The sequence below is a fragment of the Martinezella lusitana genome, from assembly GCF_010668395.1.
GTDB lineage: Bacteria > Pseudomonadota > Alphaproteobacteria > Rhizobiales > Rhizobiaceae > Rhizobium > Rhizobium lusitanum_A.
Window position 1 is genome coordinate 1 of the sequence record NZ_WUEY01000021.1, and the last position, 18,655, is coordinate 18,655.

Here is an 18,655-nt window from a genome sequence, read left to right on the forward strand (position 1 = left end):
AGCCGATCGCCGAGAAGTTCGCCATGGATGCGGAGATCCACGATGCCAAGAAGCGCATGAAGGTGCTGCTGATGGTCTCGCGCTTCGGCCACTGCCTCAACGACCTGCTCTACCGCTGGAAGATCGGCGCGCTGCCGATCGACATCGTCGGCGTCGTCTCCAACCATTTCGAATACCAGAAGGTGGTCGTCAACCACGACATCCCCTTCCACCACATCAAGGTGACGAAGGACAACAAGCCGCAGGCCGAAGCGCAGCTGCTCGACATCGTCGACCAGACCGGCACCGAGCTTGTCGTGCTGGCGCGCTACATGCAGGTGCTGTCGGATGCGCTGTGTCGGAAGATGTCGGGCCGCATCATCAACATCCACCATTCCTTCCTGCCGTCCTTCAAGGGGGCCAACCCCTACAAGCAGGCCTATGAGCGCGGCGTGAAGCTGATCGGGGCGACGGCGCACTACGTCACCGCCGATCTGGACGAGGGTCCGATCATCGAGCAGGACACGGCGCGCATCACGCATGCGCAGTCTGCCGACGACTATGTCTCGATCGGCCGCGATGTCGAGAGCCAGGTGCTGGCGCGCGCCATCCATGCCCATATCCACTTCCGCACCTTCCTCAACGGCAACCGCACCGTCGTCTTCCCGGCTAGCCCCGGATCATACGCATCCGAACGCATGGGCTGAGGCGGGCGGGGGATCGAAAAGGGCACCAGCGTCTCACGGACCGTTGAGCGCCACGGCTGCATTGTCCTGCGTCATTTCAGGGCAGAACTACCTTTCGCAAGCTGAGAGAAGGGGCGACATGGATGCTGTTCACGCAGTGCCGAATTTGTCGTTGAGCACCGGCCGGGCGGAAGCACAAGAGATCACCGGAGGTTGCGGCGGCTGCGCTGCAGCCGATGCTCGCGCTCTCTCAGAGGGACCTCGCAAAAGTTAATGCGGTTGCGTCAAATTCATCAGGTATTTAATATCTTTAAGATGTAATAATATTAGAAAATATCTTATTTAGAAATATAAAATTAACGAGGGAAGTCTAGGGTCTTCTGGACCGTCATCACACGGATGACGATTGATCGAAGGAGACAGGACCATGAATCGTGTTTCTCATTTCAACAGGGCAAAGGAAGGCGCCGCAGCGGTCGAATTCGCTTTAATCGCGCCGCTTTTTTTCCTTCTGCTTCTAACACTGGTTGCTTTCGCGATCTATCTGACCGCAGCCCATTCCCTACAGCAGCTGACGGCCGATGCCGCGCGCACGGCGATTGCCGGGTTGTCGGCCGATGAACGAAGCCAGATGGTTCAGGATTTCGTCACCCGCTCGACCATCAACGATGCCTTCATCAACAAGAGCAGGCTTACGGTCACGGTCGCCACCGACCCGGCCAACGTCAATCAGTTTACCGTAAGCGCCGCCTATGACGCGTCCGATCTTCCGATCTGGAACCTCTATACCTTCGCCATGCCGGATCAGACCATCCGCCGCTATTCGACCATCCGGCTGGGAGGCCTTTGATGAAGGGACTTCTCGAACGGGTCGCTTCCTTGCGGGACCGGCGAGGAAACGTCGCCGTCACGACCGCGCTTGTTTCGCCCTTGATCCTCTATTGCCTGGGCCTTGGCATCGATTACGGCATGATGACGCTGCAGCAGCGGCGTCTGCAGCAGCTCAGCGACATCGGTGCGATCACTGCCGCTTCGGATATCGCCAATGCGCCGGCCGCGCTTCTCGCCAATCTCCAGAGCAACGGCACCACTGCGGCGGTTGCCTCCGGCAGCGGCTACCTGACGAGCAGCGGACAGGTCACCGCGACCGCGGCAAACTCGGGTCAATACGAGACCCTGGCCAATCTTGTGTTCGGCACCTACACGGCGGACACGTCGATCGCGCCCGCAAACCGCTTTTCCACGGGAACCTCCCCTTATGATTCCGTCAAGGTCACGCTGACCCAAAAGGCCGTGATGCCCTTTGCTTCCGCCTTTGCCACGCCGCCGACCCTGAGTGCGACCGGTACGGCATCCAGCGATCGCCTGGCTGCCTTTTCGATCGGATCGCGGCTGGCAAGCCTCAATGGCGGTATTCTGAACCAGCTCCTGGGCTCTCTGCTGGGAACACAGATCTCGCTCAAGGTTGTCGACTATCAGTCGCTCATCGGCGCGAAGGTCAACCTGCTGAGCTTTCTCAATCTGCTGGCGACGGATCTCAATCTCACGGGCGTCAGCTACGATCAGCTTCTGGCGACCGATGTCACCTACGACAAGATCCTCGGCGCACTTGGCAAATCGACCAATCTCTCGACAGGGGTCGTCACCCTCATCAACAATCTGGGCAAGACGCTCGGCACCACGAAGCTGACCGTCAAGCTGGAGGATATTCTCAATCTCGGCCCGCTGGGACCCGATGTCGTCGGCACCGCACCCAACCTGACCACCAATATCAGCGTGATGGACCTGATCTCCGCGACGGCAATGGCTGCCAATCAGCAAAAGCAGATCGCTCTCGATCTCGGTGCCACGTTGCCGGGCGTCGCGACGGCAAAGGTGACACTGGCGGTCGGAGAGATGGCAAAGCAGACGCCGGCCCTTGCCGTGGGCGCGCCAGGCACCATCGTCCGTACGCCGCAAATACGCCTGGCCGTCGAAGTTGCGGTCACCGGCCTGTCCCTGATCGCGGGGCTGAAGCTCAGGGTGCCGCTCTATATCGAGATTGCCCCCGCCGAAGCCAAGCTCGCCTCGATCACCTGCGTCGGCGGCTCTGCGCCGAATGCCGTTGTCGGTATCGACGCCGTGCCTGGTGTCGCGGAGATAGCGCTGGGAGATGTGGATACGTCGGCCTTCGTGAACTTCGGCTCGGAGCCGCGGGTGACGCCGGCGGCGATCGTCGATTCCCTGCTTCTGAAGGTCATTGCCGGCGCGCAGGTCGATATCGCCAATCTGAGCCCCACGCGACTGACCTTTCAGCCCTCGGAGATTTCCGCAGGCACGATCAAGACGGTTTCCACCAAGGACATCTTGACCTCAACGATCCAATCGCTCCTGAAAAATGCCAATATCAGCATTCAGTTGCTCATTCTGACCATTGGAACGCCGCAGGGCGTTCTCTCGGCCGTGGCCGATACGCTTTCGATCGTCACCGCTCCTCTCGACCAGCTTCTATACAATCTGCTTGGCCTTCTTGGCATCGGCGTCGGGCAGGCCGACATATCGGTGACCGATGCGAGATGCACGCAGCCCGTCCTGGTGCAATAACAACGCTCTCCGGGAGCGCATGGCTGCGCCAGGCGCTCCCGATCCCTCCACCTTGGCAGTTGCCAGTGGGTGCATGCCATTGCATTGCCGTTTGCAATACGACAATGGATGAGCACAAATGTTCTGTCGGCCGCTGGATACGATACGGCTTGCCGGCGGCGGAGGGGAGCAAGGCGAATGACACAGACACATCTCGGCAAATCGATCGCGCAACTGTCGGTCCTGATCCAGTCCGGCCGCCTCGATCCGGTCGCGCTGGTCGAGGAAAGCCTGGATGCCATCAGCACCCATCCTGATCAGGCGATTTTCACGCGGCTGCTGGAGGTCCGGGCGAAAGACGAGGCGGCTGCCTCCTCGAGACGGCTGCGCGAAGGGCGCTCGCGTGGGCTGCTGGACGGCATTCCGGTCGCCTGGAAGGATCTGTTTGCGATCGCCGGCCTGCCGACGACCGCCGGCTCGATCGTGCTTGCGGATGCCGAACCCGCGCTGGACGATGCCGATGTCGTCAAGGCGCTGAAAGCGGCGGGAATGATTGCCGTCGGCCGGGTCAACATGAGCGAGTTCGCCTTTTCCGGTCTCGGCCTCAATCCGCACTACGGTACGCCGCTCAATCCCCTGGCTTCGGATGTCGCGCGAATTCCGGGCGGTTCATCTTCCGGCTCCGCCGTCGCCGTCGCGGCAGGGCTCGTGCCGGTGTCGATCGGCACCGATACGGGTGGCTCCGTGCGCATACCGTCCGCCTTCAATGGGCTTGTCGGCTACAAGGCGAGCCGGGGCCGCTACAGCATGGCAGGTGTCTTTCCGCTGGCGAGCAGCCTCGACTCGCTTGGCCCGTTGTGCCGCAGCGTTCAGGACGCCATCTGGGTCGATGCCGCGATGCGCGGACGTTTCGCACCCGAGGCCGAGCGTGCCGAACCCGCCGCGCTTTCCATCGTTGTGCCGACGAACGTCGTCATGGACGATGCCGAGGATGGTGTCATTGCCGCTTTCGAGGCGGCGCTTGCACGATTGAGCGATGCGGGCGTCAAGATACGAAGGGCCGCTTTTCCGGCCTTCGACAGGCTTTTTCAGGTAATGGCCGAGTACGGGCCTCTCGCAACCGCCGAGGCTTTTGCGCTGCATCACCGCCGTCTGGCGGGACCGGAGGCGAAAGCCATGGACCGTCGTGTCGTGGCGCGTACGCGCCTGGGCGAGAGGATCACTTTGGTCGGCTACCTGGAAACGCTCAAGGTCCGCGAGCAGTTGATCCGGGAGACCGCCGGAATGCTTGGGGCGAACGAATTCGTTGCCTATCCCACAGTCGCCCATGTCGCGCCGGCGCTCGCGCCGCTGGAAGCCGACGACGAGCTGTTCGTGAAGGTCAATGGCAGGACATTGCGCAACACTCTGATCGGTAATTTCCTCGATTGGTGCGGCGTGTCCCTGCCTTGCGGCACGGGGGACGCCGGCATGCCGGTCGGCTTCCTGTTATCGGCGCCGAAAAACCACGACGAACGTCTGCTGGGGGTGGCTCTGGCGCTCGAAGAAATCGTTGCCGGCTAGCTCAATTCCGGGAAGGCCACATTGCGGCTTTTCCTTGGGAATTCGCGCTAAAACAAACAGATGGAGCGGTTTACATCGCCGGCTTCGATCCGGGCCCGCGTCGCTCATACGAGAGGCTGCCGTCGGCAGACGGTTCGGCATCGACGATCCAGCGACGATGGGAGCCCAGTGCGATCAACAGCACCACGGACAGGAAGCAGCAGCCGGCAAGGATGTAGAAGCCGATATCGCCGTTGCCCGTTGCGGCATCGACATAGGCCTTGATCTGCGGCGATGCGAAGCTGCCGAGATTGCCGAGCGAGACGATGAAGGCGATACCGCTCGCAGCGCCGACGCCACCCAGGTAGCGGGTCGGCAGGCTCCAGAAAACCGGCTGGGAAGAGGCAAGTCCCGGCACGGCGATGCAGGCGGCGATCACCATGACCCAGGGGTTCATCGTCAGGCCGATCGTTCCAAGGGCGATAGTGCCCGCGGTCAGCATGGCGATGCAGACGATGCGGTGGTTGTCGTGCTTGTCGGCATAGACGGTGAAGAAGCGCGTTGCGAAAAGGGCGCAGAGCCAGGGCAGGCCGAGCAGCACGCCGACCCAGGTGTTGACGCCGCCGCCCAGCGCCTGTGCCAATCGTGCCGGCAGGTAGAAGGTGATCGGGCCGACACCGATCTGGATGAACAGATAGATGCCGATGAAGGCGAGAACGCGCCAGTCTTTCAGTACGCTGAAGACGGAGTGCTTTACTTCGGAAAGCTTGCCGCGCTCCTCCGCCTCGATGACGGCGTTCAGCGCGTTTTTCTCCTCGTCCGTCAGCCATTTCGCCTCGTTGGGACGGCTTGTGAGGAAGAAGAGAGCGAATATGCCGACGACCGTGGCCGCCAGACCTTCGACGGCAAACATCCATTGCCAGTTGGCAAGGCCGAAGACGTCGTGATGCGTGAGCAGCCAGCCGGAAAGTGGTGCGCCGATCACCAGCGACAAGGGAATGCCAAGATAGAAAAGGCCGGTTGCCCGCGCCCGCTGCTTGGCGGGGAACCAATAGGTCAGATAAAGCAGCACGCCCGGATAGAAGCCGGCTTCGCAGACGCCGAGCAGGAAGCGGACGACGTAATAGCTTGTCGGCGTATGGGCGAAGACCATGCAGGCCGAGACGATGCCCCAGGTAATCATGATCCGGCTCAGCCAGAGGCGGGCGCCGACGCGCTGCATGATGAGGTTGCTCGGCACTTCGAAGGTGGCATAGCCGAGGTAGAGGATGCCGGCACCGAAGGCATAGGCCGCGTCCGAGATGCCGGTATCGGCCTGATAGGCCACCTTGGCGAAGCCGACATTGGAGCGGTCGAGAAAATTCAAGATCAGCATCAAGCCAAGGAAAGGCAGCAGGCGAAGGGTCGCCTTGCGCACGGCGCTCTGCAGCGCCGGATTGTCGTCTGTCATGTTACTCCTCCCGAAGGGCATATGAACCTGCCGCGAGAGCATCGCGTGCGAGGCCGCCTCCGTCCTCAAACCGGATCCGCATCCGGCATTGTCATGACGACCGCTGGAAAGTCGGCCGTCGGTTTGCATATACGCAGATTATATTTATGGATGAAAAGGTCAATAGGGGCAAACGGTGAGAACAGAGCCGATGCCATGGCGGCTCCTCCCGGCCGGACCAGGTCGTCCGGCTGGCGCCGCAGGTGAAATGAAGTCCGTCGTCGCGAAGAATCGATCCCGCCGGGAATAAAATCCCGGTCGGGCGCCGCCTGCATATATGTGGCCGATCAGGGTGCGAGCGCCTCAGTGCGCCGCCCTCGCGGCACAGGCTTCGTCAAAGGCGTTCGAGCGCGCCGAGAAGCTTGTCGAGCAGCGACAACAACTGCTGTCGTTCGGTCTCGTCGAAGTCCGTAAACAGATCCTGGTTCAGGCGCCAGGCAAAGACCATGACATCGCGGTGCAGGGCCTCGCCTTTCTCGGTCAGCATCAGTTCGACGACCCGCTGATCCTCCGTGCTTGCCGTCTTGGCAAGCAGGTCGCGTTTGACAAGGCCGCTGACATAGCGGCTGAGCTGCCCTTCATCCTGTTGCGTCGTCCGCGCCAGCGAGCGGAGCGAGGGGCGGCCGAGGTAGCGGATCGTCGCCAGCGTCCGCCATTCCCCCAACGTGATGCCGTACTCATCGATCAATACCGTCTGTGCGTGCCGATCGTTCAGCCGCACGAAATAGGCAAGCCGGTAGGAGAACAGGTCGCGTATGTCGTGCGGCTCTGCCCAGGGCGATGGTGTCGGTCCGAGATTTTCCCCGGAAACTGGTTCTATTTTTTTGTTTGACATTGTCAAGCAACTACCACACACTTTGATCAATAACTAGGCCGTAAGGCGAATGCGCATCGCAAGCAAGAATCAAGGGGAACTTATATGCATATACTTAACATGTTCACTAAAACGCGAACTTCACTCGCAATGGCAACACTAGCCGTTGCAGTCACGAGCGGTGCCGCGCAGGCTGAAAATATCAAGCTTCGCTTCGCCTATCTCCTGGCGGATTCGATGCTGCCGATCATCGCCGCGCAGAAGGCCGGTGCCTACGAAAAGGCCGGCATCGATCTCGAACTGACCGAGGTCCAGGGCGGCCCGGCCGTCGTTGCGGCAATAGCGTCGGGCGACGCCGATATCGGCTATGCCGCACCCGTCCCGCCGATCAACGCGCGCCTCAACGGCGTTAACGTCAAGATGATCCTGGCGCTTGGTCATGAGGTCGATCCCGACAAGAAGTTCATCTGGCTGGTTGCCTCGAAGGCCTCCGGCATCAAGAAGCTGGACGATATCAAGGGAAGGAAGATCTCTTTCAACGCCAATGGCAGCCTCTGCGAGCTAGCTTGGCGTGACCACCTGATGAAAGCCGGCCTTTCCTTCGATGGGGTCGAACCCGTCGTGCTGCCGTTCCCGCAACAGGAAGCCGCGCTTGAACAAGGCAGCATCGATGCGGCCTGCACGGTCAATCCATTCTACTCTTCGATCATCGCCAACAAGGCGATCGGATCGACCGTCATCGCCGAAGGCATGCTCGCCGACGAGAAGGAGCCTGTCATCAACGACGTGATCTTTGCGACCGACGACTATCTTGCCGCCAATCGCGAGGCGCTGAAGAAGTTCGCCGCCGTCACCGACCAGGCCCGCAAGGACATGCTCGCCGACCGTGCCAAGGAGGAGGCTGCCGCGGTCGAATTCCTCGGCCTTACGCCGGAAGCCGCCAAGACCTTCACCCTGCCGATCGTCAGGCAGGACATGAAGATCGATACGGCCGATGTCCAGAAGCTTCTCGACTCCATGCACAAGACCGGAATGCTGCCCGACGCCGCCAAGGCCGAAGACATGGTCGACAGCCTCGCAAATTGAACGCGCCAGGGCTGGCGGCCACCGCCGGCCCTTTTCATTCGGGAGGGATGGAAATGGATGTGATGCTGCATGCCGAGGGGCTGGCAAAAGCCTATGGATCGGGCGCGGGTGCGCTCAAAATTCTCGACGGGATCAGCTTTTCCGTGAAGAAGGGAGAATTCGTCTCGATCGTCGGCCCGTCGGGTTGCGGCAAGACGACCTTGCTGATGACGCTGGCCGGATTGCAGAGGCCGGATAGCGGTTCGGTCAGTTTCAAGGGCAAGGTGCTGAACGGCCCGTCGACCGGCATCGCGGTGGTTTTCCAGGATTATTCGCGCTCGCTCTTCCCATGGAAATCCAATCTCGACAACGTGGTCTTCGGCATGGTCCGCAATGCGACGCTTGGCAGGGCCGGGAAGCTCGCGCGCGGACGTGAACTGCTGGCGGCCGTCGGGCTCGATGGTTTTGCCGACCATTTTCCGTGGCAGCTTTCCGGCGGTATGCAGCAGCGTGTCGCCATCGCCAGGGGCCTTGCTTCGCAGAGTGAATTGCTGCTGCTGGACGAGCCCCTGGCAGCGGTCGACGCGCAGACGCGCGCCGACATGCAGGACCTGCTGCTGGATCTGGCCGAGCGTTTCCACCAGACCTGCATTCTCGTCACCCATGATGTCGAGGAAGCGGTCTACATGGCCGATCGTGTCGTCGTGCTCACCCGGCGTCCGACGAGGGTGGATCATGACATCGTCGTCGATCTCGGCAAAAAGCGGGACCAGATCACCACGCGCGAAGACCCTCGTTTCCTGGAAATTCGTCATGACGTGATGGCGGCGATCCGCCGGTTCCGGGCGCAGGCGCCGGTTTCGGAGATGGCCTGACCATGGGGTTCGAACGTTGGCTGCTGCGTTTTCGGGCGCTGGTCTCCTTCCTGCTGATCGTGGCGATCTGGCAGGTGGTGGCGATGCTGGAACTCGTGCCGAGCAGATATTTCCCGCCCATGACCGCAATTGCCGGAGGCTTCTGGTCGATGCTGATGTCGGGCGAGCTGCTGGCTGGAGACGGGCTTACCCTGATGCGTGCCATTATCGGCATCGCCGGGGCCTCGCTGATCGGCGTCGGGCTGGCACTGCTGGCCGAGATTTCCCCGACTTTCCGGGCCGGGTTCCGGCCGATCGCGGCGCTCGTCCAGCCGATCCCGCCGGCGGCCCTGGTGCCGATGGCTGTTTTCATGCTTGGCCTGGGATTCAAGCTCTATGCCTTCGTCATCGTTCTTGTGACGATCTGGCCGCCCTACCTCAATGGTGCGGCCGCCCTGTCGGCCGTCAGCGATGTGCAGGTGAAGACCGGCCGGATGCTCGGCCTCTCTGACCGCGAAATCCTGTTTCGGATCAAGCTTCCTGCCGCCTGGCCGGAAATCTTCTCCGGAATCCGCTATGCCGCGACCATCAGCCTGATTGCGGTGGTTGTGGCGGAAATGCTCGCCGGCCACGACGGACTGGGCTTCATGCTGATCCGCAAAGCCTTCGCGACCCGCATCCCGGAGGTCTACGCGCTGATGTTCGTCTGCGCCTTCAATGGCGTTGTCATGAACTGGCTGGTCAATCTCGCACGCTGGCGGGTGACCGGCTGGCACATGCGCATGACGGAGCGATTTGCATGAAGACGCTCGATAGACACATTGCCTGGAACGCGCTCCTGCTGCCGTTCTTGATATTGCTCGTCTGGCAGGGGCTGGCGATACGCGCCCATACGCCGCTCTTTCCCGGCCCCTGGCAGATCATGCTGTCGATCGGCAAGCTCTATCCGCAGATCGTCGGCCAGCTTGGCCACACGCTCATGCGCGCCTGCATCGGCTTTCTCGTCGCCGCCGCGCTGATGGTGCCGCTCGGCATCCTTCTCGGCCGGCTGAAGCTGCTCGGCCAGGTCCTCGAGCCGGCGATCGACATGCTGGCGACCCTGCCGCCGCCGGCCGTGGTGCCGATCGTCATGCTGTTTGCCGGCACCGGCGACGGGGCCAAGATCGTCATCATCTGCTACGCCGCCGCGGTGCCGTTGCTGATGAACACCTACGAGGCATCGAAGACGGTGCATCCTTCCGCCAATCTCGTCGCGCGGGCGCTGCATCTGACACGCCTGGAAGCGATGTGGCACATCGACCTGCCGGCCGCGCTGCCGATGATCGCGACGGGCGTCCGGCTCGCCGTCTCCTCGGCGCTCCTCGTCAGCGTCACCTCCGAGATGCTGCTTGCGACCAACGGCATCGGCGTCTTCATCCAGCGCCAGCAGGAGAACTTCCAGATCGCCGGCGGCCTTGCCGGCATTGCCTTCATCTCGCTTGCGGGGCTCATCATCAACAGCCTCGTCTTCCAGTTCGAGAAGCGCTGGCTGTTCTGGCACTACCGCAATCTCGACACGAACAGCAAAGGTTGATCCGTGACCAAGAAAAAGAACGTCCTTTTCATCATGTGCGACCAGCTGCGCTACGACTACTTGTCCTGCGCCGGTCATCCGACGCTGAAGACGCCGAACATAGACAGCCTCGCCGCTCGTGGCGTGCGCTTTGCCAACTGCTACGTGCAATCCACCGTCTGCGGCCCATCCCGCATGAGCGCCTATACCGGCCGCTATGTCCGCTCGCATGGCTCGACGCAGAACGGCATTCCACTGCGCGTCGGCGAGCCGACAATGGGCGATCATCTGCGTGAGCTCGACGTGCGTTGCGCCTTGATCGGCAAGACGCATATGGTGGCCGACCAGGAGGGCATGCAGCGCCTCGGCATCGATCCCGATTCGATCATCGGTGTGCATGTCGCCCAATGCGGCTTCGAACCCTATGAACGCGACGACGGCTTGCACCCCTCGACCGACTACGATGCCGATCCCGTCTATGACACCTATCTTCGGGACCATGGCTTCGATGCCGACAATCCCTGGGAGCATTGGGCCAATTCCGGGGAGGGGGAAGATGGCGAGAACCTGAACGGCTGGCTGCTTGCCCATGCCGACAAGGCGGCGCGCATTCCGCAAGAGCATTCCGAGACACCCTACATGACCCGCCGCGCCATGCGCTTCATCGAGGAGGCCGAGAGCAGGGGACAGAGTTGGTGCGCCCACCTTTCCTACATCAAGCCGCACTGGCCCTATATCGTGCCGGCACCTTATCACGACATGTATTCGGCAAAGGATGTGAAGCCGGCGGTCCGTGCAGTGTCCGAACGGGATAACCCGCATCCGGTTCTGGCCGCCTATCAGCGCGAGCGGTATTCGGTCAATTTCTCGCGCGACGAGGTACGCGAGAGGGTGGTCCCGGCCTATATGGGCCTCATCAAGCAGATCGACGATCAGATGGGCGTGCTCTTCAGGTTTCTGGAGGAGCGCGGGCTGTTCGAGAATACCATGATCGTTTTCACTTCGGACCATGGCGATTATCTCGGCGATCACTGGCTCGGCGAGAAGTACATGTTCCATGATGTCTCGGTGAAAGTGCCGCTGATCGTCTATGACCCTTCGCCGGCGGCCGATGCGACGCGGGGCGCGGTGATGGACCATCTGGTCGAGATGATCGACATGGCCCCGACCTTCCTCGACTATCTCGGCGGCGGTGCAAAGCCGCATGTGCTGGAGGGCCGTTCGGTCCTGTCATTGCTGCGCGGTGAAAAATCTTCCTCGTGGCGCCGCTTCGCCGTCAGCGAATACGACTATTCGGGCGAACGCGCGCGGCTGGCGCTCGCTCTGCCCGTCGGCGATTGCCGGCTGTTCATGATCACCGATGGCCGCCACAAGCTTGTCACCGGTCCGGGCGTGGCGCCGATCCTGTTCGACCTCGCGGCCGATCCCGATGAGCTCGTCGATCTCGGCCGGGACCCCGGCAAGGCGGATGCGATCCATAGGCTGGAGACCGCGCTCGAGCGCTGGCTGCAGACGCCCGCCAACCGTATCACGGTATCGGACACCTGGGTGACGTCAGCCGACGAGAAGTTTCCGCATTTCGATCCGCTGATCGAGCAGGGGGTGCTGATCGGCTATTGGGACGAGGCCGAGCTTGCCGGACAGTATGCGGCGCGGGAGCGCTGGCTGGCGAAGCGATAGCTGTTCTCAATCGGGCTATTGTGGTCAATCGCCCGACTGCTCTTGTATTCCATCAAGCCAGGTACGGGCCAATCCGTTCGGCGACGGATGCGACGTCCTCGACCCGCATGCCCGCCACATTGATCCTCCCCGAGTCGGGCATGTAGATGCCGTGTTCGGCTCGCAGCCGGCGCGCATTTTCCGGAGAGATCGGCAGGAGCGAGAACATGCCTTCCTGGGAGCCGATGCCGGCGAGCTCCGGCCGGAACTGGCCGAATGCCTCGGCCGCTGCCCGGCGGATGTCCGTTATGCGGATACGCATTTCGTTCAGCTCGTCCACCCAGGTCTGGCGGCGGGAGGGATCCTGAAGGATCGCGGCGACGATGGCAGCGCCGTGCGCCGGCGGCATGGAGTAGCTGGTGCGGGCATGGCTTGCCAGATTGCCGACGCCCTTGTTCAGCGATGCCTGCAGGTCTCCGAACAGATAGGCAGCACCGGTTCGTTCCCGATACAGCGAAAAGGACTTGGAGCAGGAGACGGCAACCATGGCCTCGCCCACAGCCTCGATGACGCTCATCATGCCGGCTGCGTCCTCGACAAGACCGTGCCCGAGCCCTTGATAGGCACTGTCGAAAAGCGGCAGCAATCCCTTGTCAGCTATGATCGCGGCAATATCCTGCCAGTTCTGCCGCGATAGCCCTGCGCCGGTGGGGTTATGGCAGCTTGCCTGCAACAGCACCGCGTCTCCCGGTGCGGCGTTCCGCAGGGTCGTCAGCATTTCGTCGACGAGAGCGGTCTGTGTGCCGATGTCGAAGAACCGATAGGTTCCGATCTGCAGGCCAACCGAGGCAAAAATCGCCTGATGGTTGACCCATGTCGGCGTGCCGATCCAGATTTTCCGCCGCTTGTCGAGGGAAAGCAGTTCTGCAGCAAGGCGCAGGGCGCCGGTGCCGCCCGGCGTCTGAATTCCGGCAACCGGCTTGCCAGCATGGCGCTCGCCGAAGACTTCGAGCGCCAGCATCCGTAGGAACGCGGGGTCACCCTCGGGGCCGATGTAGGACTTGGATTCCTGGGTTTCCCAGAGATAGTGCTCGGCGGCCTTGACGGCTTTCATGACGGGAGTGCGGCCTGTCTCGTCGCGATAGACGCCGACCCCAAGGTCGACCTTTCCCGATCGCGGATCGGCCGCGAACTTGGCAATCAATTCAAGCAGCTGATCCGGCTTCTGCTCCGTCAGGCTATCGAAAAGCGCCGTCTTGTTCATTGCTTCCTCCCATTATGTCTGTTCGCGACGAGCCGTTGCGCTCGCTTTGCGCTATCGAGGCGTGGATTGGACTTCCTCCAATGCCGCCGCAGCCGCTTCCCTTACCGCTTTATTGTCCGAGGATGGGCATGGCAAGTATCGGCAAAGTCCTTGGTGTCGGTCGCTGGAGCGTCATGGTGGTTCTCCCCGCTCATTGCGGCCAGTTCTGAAGGACCCGCACGAATTCGGTCAGCCAGGCATTCGTCTGGTGGCCGTCCAGCGAGCGATGGTCGATCGTCAGCGATACGTAGGCCATTGGGCGGATCTGGATCGTATCGACCCCGTCGATCTCCCGCACCACGACGCGCTTTTCCAGTTTGCCGATGCCGAGAATGGCCGACTGAGGCTGGTTGATGATGATCGGAGATGCCAGCAGCGATCCGGAAACGCCATGGTTGGAGATGGTGAACGTTCCACCCTTCAGCTCGTCGCCCTTGAGGGCGCTGGAGCGTGCCCTGGCCGTCAGATCCTGAAGCCGGGCGGCAATAGTCTCAAGCGGCAGACCTTGTGCCTGCCGGATGATCGGTGCGATCAGGCCTTTGTCGCCCAATGCGATGCCGACGCCGATGTTGACGTCCTCGAATATCTCGAGCCCGTCATCATGCCACTGGCTGTTTACCTCCGGTACGACCGTCATGGCCGCGACGGATGCCGCCACGACGTAGGCCGTGTAGGAGAGGTTTACTCCTTCGGCCCGCAGGCGGTCCTTGTGGCTTTCGCGATGACGCATGATCGCCGTGAAATCGGCCTCGAAGACCGCGGTGACTTGAGGTGCCGTCGCCAGGGATTGGGCCATATGCCTTGCGATCGCAAGCCGCATGGCCGAATGGGGGATCGTCCGGGATTTGCCGTCGACCGAGATTGCCGGGAAAGGATGCCCGGTTGCAGCTGGCTGCGACTTCTTGACCTCGAACGCCTGATCCATATCGGCGCGAGTGACCCGTCCGTCTCTGCCGCTGCCTTTAAGGGTGGCGGGATCGATGCCGTGTTCTTCGGCGGCGCTACGGACGGCAGGAGAATAATACGCGGAGGCTGTCGCAGACGAGACCGGCTGTGTCTGCAAAGTGGCGGCAGGCGCTTCGGCTACGACGCCTTCGGCACGGGCAATCATTCGTCCCAAAATCGCTCCGGGCGTGGCATCATCGCCGTCCTCCATGACGATTTCGCTCAGGATGCCGCTGCAAGGTGCCGGTATCTCCTGGGTGACCTTGTCGGTTTCCAGTTCGACCAGCGCATCGCCTTCCTTCACATGATCGCCGATCTGCTTCAGCCAGTTCCGGACGACCGCTTTCGTGCCTTCCTGCTCGATCGGAGCCGTGATCTCAATGGTATTCGTCATGCTCAGAACTCCAGGATTTCGGCAATGCGCTTGGCGATCCGTTCCGTAGACGGCACGGCCCACTCGAGAAGGACGGGGTTATGCGGGCTTGGAATATCCGGCATGGTCAGGCGGGAGACCGGCGCATCGAGATCCGTGAATGCCTTGTCCGCGATCACCGCGGCAATCTCCGCTCCAAACCCGCCAGTCCCAAGGTCTTCGTGAACGATGAGGCAGCGATGCGTCTTTGCGACCGAGGTCAGCACCGCTTCCTGATCCCAGGGCATCAGCGTGCGAAGGTCGAGGATATCGGCCGACAGGCCCTCGGCGGCTTCCTCGCATCGGTGCACCATGGCGCCCCAGGTAATGATGGTGATGTCGTTGCCGGTCCGCGTCAGCTTCGCCTTGCCGAAGGGCAGCGCAAAATCATCGCCGGGATAGGGACGGCGTGCCCATGCGTGGTCGAGCATGGCCCTATGCTCGAAGAAAATGACCGGATCGTTGCCGCGGATCGAGGTGCGCAGCAGGCCGACAGCATCCTCCGCATTCGAGGGAACGGCGACCTTCCAGCCGGGCTGGTGAACGAAGGCCACTTCGTTGGTCTGGCTGTGCCAGGGGTCGCCGCATTTGAAGAAGCCGTCGGGCATGCGCACCACGACCGGGGCGGCGAAGCGGTTGTTGGTGCGCCAGCGGATGGTGCCGCAGTCGTTCAGCTGTTCGGTGGCCGGTTCCGCATATTTCCGGAACTGGATTTCCGGAACGGGGACGAGACCGGCCAATGCCATGCCGACGGCACGGCCGATGATGCCCTCTTCGGACAGCGAGGTATCGAAAACCCGCTCAGCGCCGAATTTATCCTGCATGCCGAGGGTGACGGCATGCACCCCGCCCTTCGGGCCGACATCCTCGCCGAAGATGACGACGCGCTCGTTGATCGCCATTTCGTGTTCGAGCGTTCGGCGGATGGCGGTGACCATGTTGACGCGGGGGCCTGCGGCTGCAGGTGCAGACCTTGTTGCCGGCGGCGCGTAACCGCCGGGATGCTGACCGCCCATCGTCTGCATGTCGCCGCCGAAGAACACATGGCGCATCACGGACGAGGGGTCGGCGGCAGGCCGGTTTTCGGCGGCGGCTCGGGCGTTTTCGGCCTTCTCGCGCGCCTCGCTTTCGCAAGCGCTCCATTCCTCGGCCGTCATTACGGCGGGGACGAGGAAATCCTTCAGCCGCGGCAACGGATCGCGTTCCCATTCGCGCCGCACCGTTTCCTCGCTCTTGTAGGCCTGCGTATCCTGAAAACTGTGCCCCTCGAGGCGCGGCACCGTCAGTCGCAGGAGCGCGGGCTTGCGCTGGTCGCGAACGAAGGAGACCGCGTCCTGCACAAGGCGCGCGGCGTCCGCTGGATTGCAGCCGTCGCCGTCGAAGATTGCGAGGTTTCTCCAGCTTGCGAGGTTGGCCGCAATGTTCCCGCCGGGGGTCTGCGCCGTCGATGGCACAGAAATGCCAAAACCATTGTCTTCGATATAGAACAGCATCGGCAATGCCTGCGTCGTCGCGGCGGTCAGGGCTGCCCAGAAGCCGTTCGAGGCTACGGAGCCGTCGCCACCGAGCACGACACCGATGTCCCTTGCGTAGTCCTGCCGGCCCAATGTGGTGGCATAATATTTCATCGCCTGCGCCCAGCCGGCGGTTGGCGTGTATTGGGCACCGACGCCGCCGCACATGGGCAGCGCCGCGGCGCCCGCGGTGTTCGGATAATTGAAGACCACGCCGATGTCCCGTCCGTCGGAATAGCCGCCGGCGCGGCCCATGGCCGAGCCAAGGGCATCCACTGGATCAATCCCAAGGGAAAGCAGCAGCGGCCGCGAGCGATAATAGCCGCATGTGGCATCGTGCCGGCCCGTCAGCTGCATCCCGAGAAGGATCTGCGCCATGTCGTGACCGCGCGCGGAAAATTGATACAGAACCTTCTTTTCCGGAACGAGATGCTTTTCCTCCATCTCGTCGAGAGCCCTGGAAAGGTGGACGAGATAGGCCACCCTGCGCCAGTCGACGCGATCGTCCGGCGAGTTCCGCTCGTGGTTTCTGACGGCTAGCTGGGCCATGTGATCCTCCTGCATATGGCCGTCTGATTCTAATTCAAAACACCCGCTCTATTCCTTTCAATTTCCCAGGTTTCGTTGCAGTATTTGAAAGCTTTATTTCGCAAAGAGAGAGTTTCTGAATGGAAAATTTCGATCTTGATCACGTCGACAGAGCGATCCTTCGGGTATTGCAGGAAGAAGGGGATATCAGCCAGGCGGCGCTCGCCGAAAAGGTCGGCGCGTCGCCCGCGTCCTGCTGGCGAAGGATAAAGGCGCTCGAAAACGCGGGCGTGCTCGGCAGGACCGTCCGCCTCGTCGATCCCGACAAGATCGGGAAGGGCCTGAACGTCTTCTGCCAGGTCAAGATGAAGACCCACGATCCCGCGACCCGTCGCGATTTCGAACAGTTCATCGCGAGCTATCGCGAGGTTCTCCAATGCTATTCCATGTCGGGGGAGTGGGATTATCTCATCCGCGCCGTCGTTGCCGATGTTCGGGAATATGAAGGGCTTCTGATGCGCGGTATCCTGACGCATGAAGCCGTGCTGAGTTCGTCGTCGCACTTCTCGCTGAAGTGCGTCAAATACACGACCGCATTGCCGACGAATGCGCCGCGATGAAAATCTGTTGCCACGGCCAAGCAGCCATTGCCTTGAACATCGCCAGCGTCTCACGCTAATAGACCAGCAGGTTTGCTGATGCGGAGCGGAGTTGGATTGTCGGCTGATAACGTCAAACTCGGACATGACTTGAACGAAGCGGTCACCGCGCTCCTTGTGGACCTGCCCATCAAGGCGGCGAGTTTCATCGTCACGATCTATGGCGATGTCGTCGAGCCGCGCGGCGGGGTCGTCTGGATCGGCAACCTCATCGAGACGTGCAAAAGCATTGGCATTACCGAAACGCTGGTGCGGACCGCGGTTTCACGATTGGTCTCGGCCGGCCAGCTCGCGGGAGAGCGGGAAGGGCGCCGCAGCTACTATCGGCTGACGGATACCGCCCAAGCCGAATTCGCCGAGGCCGCCAGCCTGTTCTATGGGCCGGAGCCTGCCGTGAGATGGCAATTCGTGCTGATCAACGGTCCCTCGCCGGACGAAATCATGCAGGGCCTCGAGCGGGATGGCTTTGCCAGGCTGAGTCCGCGCCTGGCGGTGGGAACCCATCCCGTGCCGCCATTGCCGGGGCGTGTCATCGTCTTCAACGCCGAGCTTGCGACCGAGAACGGCGCTTTGAGGGAATTTGCGGAAGAGGCCTGGAACCTGCCGCGTTTCGCCGAGGCCTATCATGAATTTGCGGTCCGTTTCGGCGCGTTTTCGCAACGTGCCGGAGATTGTGCCGCCCTATCTCCCTTCGATTGCCTGATCGCGCGCCTGCTGCTTGTCCACCAATATCGTCTGATCATGCTGCGCGAACCGCATCTTCCAAAATCGGCCTTGCCGGACAATTGGCCGGGTGAGGAAGCCCGGCATCTGTTTGCGGATCTTTATTCGCTGTTGTCGAAGAAGGCCGACGGCTATGTCGGACGCCGTTTCGTGAACGAGGCCGGCCGGCTTCAAGAGACGACTCCGGCAAGCCAGCATCGGTTGGACCGCCTCAAGTCCCGCTGAAAGATCAATCCGTCCAGTGACATAGCGGGACAATCGCTTCCCGGCGCTTTTCCACGACATCGAATGTCACAGAAATTTCCAAAAAATCAATTGAACTGTGACATGTCGCGTGCTAATACAGTGACCGATCGGTCGGTTAATGTC

16 protein-coding genes are annotated in these 18,655 nt (G+C 61.7%); 11 read left to right on the forward strand and 5 right to left on the reverse strand.

The window, feature by feature from the left end; all coding sequences use genetic code 11:
* The 4 genes from GR212_RS29480 to GR212_RS29495 form a co-directional block, all read left to right on the forward strand.
* Window positions 1–686 (forward strand): formyltetrahydrofolate deformylase (locus GR212_RS29480; RefSeq protein ID WP_163992255.1); only part of this gene is annotated, 686 nt, incomplete at its 5' end.
* Window positions 687–1,092: 406 nt separating this feature from the next.
* The gene (locus GR212_RS29485; protein WP_163992257.1) at window positions 1,093–1,515 is read left to right on the forward strand and encodes a TadE/TadG family type IV pilus assembly protein; all 423 of its coding nucleotides are present in this window, start codon (window positions 1,093–1,095) and stop codon (window positions 1,513–1,515) included.
* On the forward strand, window positions 1,515–3,248 hold the full coding sequence (locus tag GR212_RS29490; RefSeq protein ID WP_163992259.1) for a pilus assembly protein TadG-related protein: 1,734 nt from the start codon (window positions 1,515–1,517) through the stop codon (window positions 3,246–3,248). Before GR212_RS29485 ends, GR212_RS29490 begins: the two co-directional genes overlap by 1 nt.
* Window positions 3,249–3,425: 177 nt before the next feature.
* On the forward strand, window positions 3,426–4,790 hold the full coding sequence (locus GR212_RS29495; protein WP_163992261.1) for an amidase: 1,365 nt from the start codon (window positions 3,426–3,428) through the stop codon (window positions 4,788–4,790).
* Between the two features lie 70 nt (window positions 4,791–4,860).
* Here the strand turns inward: GR212_RS29495 and GR212_RS29500 are convergent, their stop codons facing one another.
* The gene (locus GR212_RS29500; RefSeq protein ID WP_163992264.1) at window positions 4,861–6,219 is read right to left on the reverse strand and encodes an MFS transporter; all 1,359 of its coding nucleotides are present in this window, start codon (window positions 6,217–6,219) and stop codon (window positions 4,861–4,863) included.
* A 373-nt stretch (window positions 6,220–6,592) separates the two neighbouring features.
* Window positions 6,593–7,093: a MarR family winged helix-turn-helix transcriptional regulator gene (locus GR212_RS29505; protein WP_163992266.1), complete on the reverse strand. Its 501-nt coding sequence runs from the start codon at window positions 7,091–7,093 to the stop codon at window positions 6,593–6,595.
* A gap of 129 nt (window positions 7,094–7,222) precedes the next feature.
* On the opposite strand from GR212_RS29505, the gene GR212_RS29510 reads away from it, so the two are divergent.
* The 5 genes from GR212_RS29510 to GR212_RS29530 are packed head-to-tail and all read left to right on the forward strand — an operon-like array spanning window position 7,223 to window position 12,223.
* Window positions 7,223–8,158 carry an ABC transporter substrate-binding protein gene (locus tag GR212_RS29510; RefSeq protein ID WP_163992268.1) on the forward strand — a complete coding sequence of 312 codons (936 nt, stop codon included), beginning with the start codon at window positions 7,223–7,225 and terminating at the stop codon, window positions 8,156–8,158.
* Between the two features lie 53 nt (window positions 8,159–8,211).
* Window positions 8,212–9,012 carry an ABC transporter ATP-binding protein gene (locus GR212_RS29515; RefSeq protein WP_204326815.1) on the forward strand — a complete coding sequence of 267 codons (801 nt, stop codon included), beginning with the start codon at window positions 8,212–8,214 and terminating at the stop codon, window positions 9,010–9,012.
* Between the two features lie 2 nt (window positions 9,013–9,014).
* The gene (locus GR212_RS29520) at window positions 9,015–9,794 is read left to right on the forward strand and encodes an ABC transporter permease (RefSeq protein ID WP_163992270.1); all 780 of its coding nucleotides are present in this window, start codon (window positions 9,015–9,017) and stop codon (window positions 9,792–9,794) included.
* Window positions 9,791–10,564 carry an ABC transporter permease gene (locus GR212_RS29525; protein WP_163992272.1) on the forward strand — a complete coding sequence of 258 codons (774 nt, stop codon included), beginning with the start codon at window positions 9,791–9,793 and terminating at the stop codon, window positions 10,562–10,564. The genes GR212_RS29520 and GR212_RS29525 overlap by 4 nt, the downstream gene beginning before the upstream one ends.
* 3 nt (window positions 10,565–10,567) lie before the next feature.
* A complete protein-coding gene (locus GR212_RS29530; RefSeq protein WP_163992274.1) occupies window positions 10,568–12,223 on the forward strand; it encodes a sulfatase-like hydrolase/transferase in 1,656 nt (551 codons plus the stop codon).
* 52 nt (window positions 12,224–12,275) lie between these two features.
* Here GR212_RS29530 and GR212_RS29535 read toward each other — a convergent pair whose 3' ends face one another.
* The 3 genes from GR212_RS29535 to GR212_RS29545 form a co-directional block, all read right to left on the reverse strand.
* Window positions 12,276–13,466 carry an amino acid aminotransferase gene (locus tag GR212_RS29535; RefSeq protein WP_163992276.1) on the reverse strand — a complete coding sequence of 397 codons (1,191 nt, stop codon included), beginning with the start codon at window positions 13,464–13,466 and terminating at the stop codon, window positions 12,276–12,278.
* A 190-nt stretch (window positions 13,467–13,656) separates the two neighbouring features.
* Window positions 13,657–14,844, reverse strand: a complete 1,188-nt coding sequence (locus tag GR212_RS29540; protein ID WP_163992278.1) for a dihydrolipoamide acetyltransferase family protein — start codon at window positions 14,842–14,844, stop codon at window positions 13,657–13,659.
* A 2-nt stretch (window positions 14,845–14,846) separates the two neighbouring features.
* Window positions 14,847–16,925 (reverse strand): transketolase C-terminal domain-containing protein, encoded by a 2,079-nt coding sequence (locus tag GR212_RS29545; protein ID WP_163992279.1) that lies wholly within the window; start codon window positions 16,923–16,925, stop codon window positions 14,847–14,849.
* A gap of 119 nt (window positions 16,926–17,044) precedes the next feature.
* On the opposite strand from GR212_RS29545, the gene GR212_RS29550 reads away from it, so the two are divergent.
* Both GR212_RS29550 and paaX read left to right on the forward strand, forming a co-directional pair.
* Entirely contained in the window at window positions 17,045–17,524 is a 480-nt protein-coding gene (locus GR212_RS29550; protein ID WP_163992282.1) for an Lrp/AsnC family transcriptional regulator, read from the forward strand.
* Window positions 17,525–17,620: 96 nt separating this feature from the next.
* Window positions 17,621–18,511 carry a phenylacetic acid degradation operon negative regulatory protein PaaX gene (gene paaX / locus GR212_RS29555; RefSeq protein ID WP_163992284.1) on the forward strand — a complete coding sequence of 297 codons (891 nt, stop codon included), beginning with the start codon at window positions 17,621–17,623 and terminating at the stop codon, window positions 18,509–18,511.
* The last annotated feature ends 144 nt before the right edge of the window (window positions 18,512–18,655 follow it).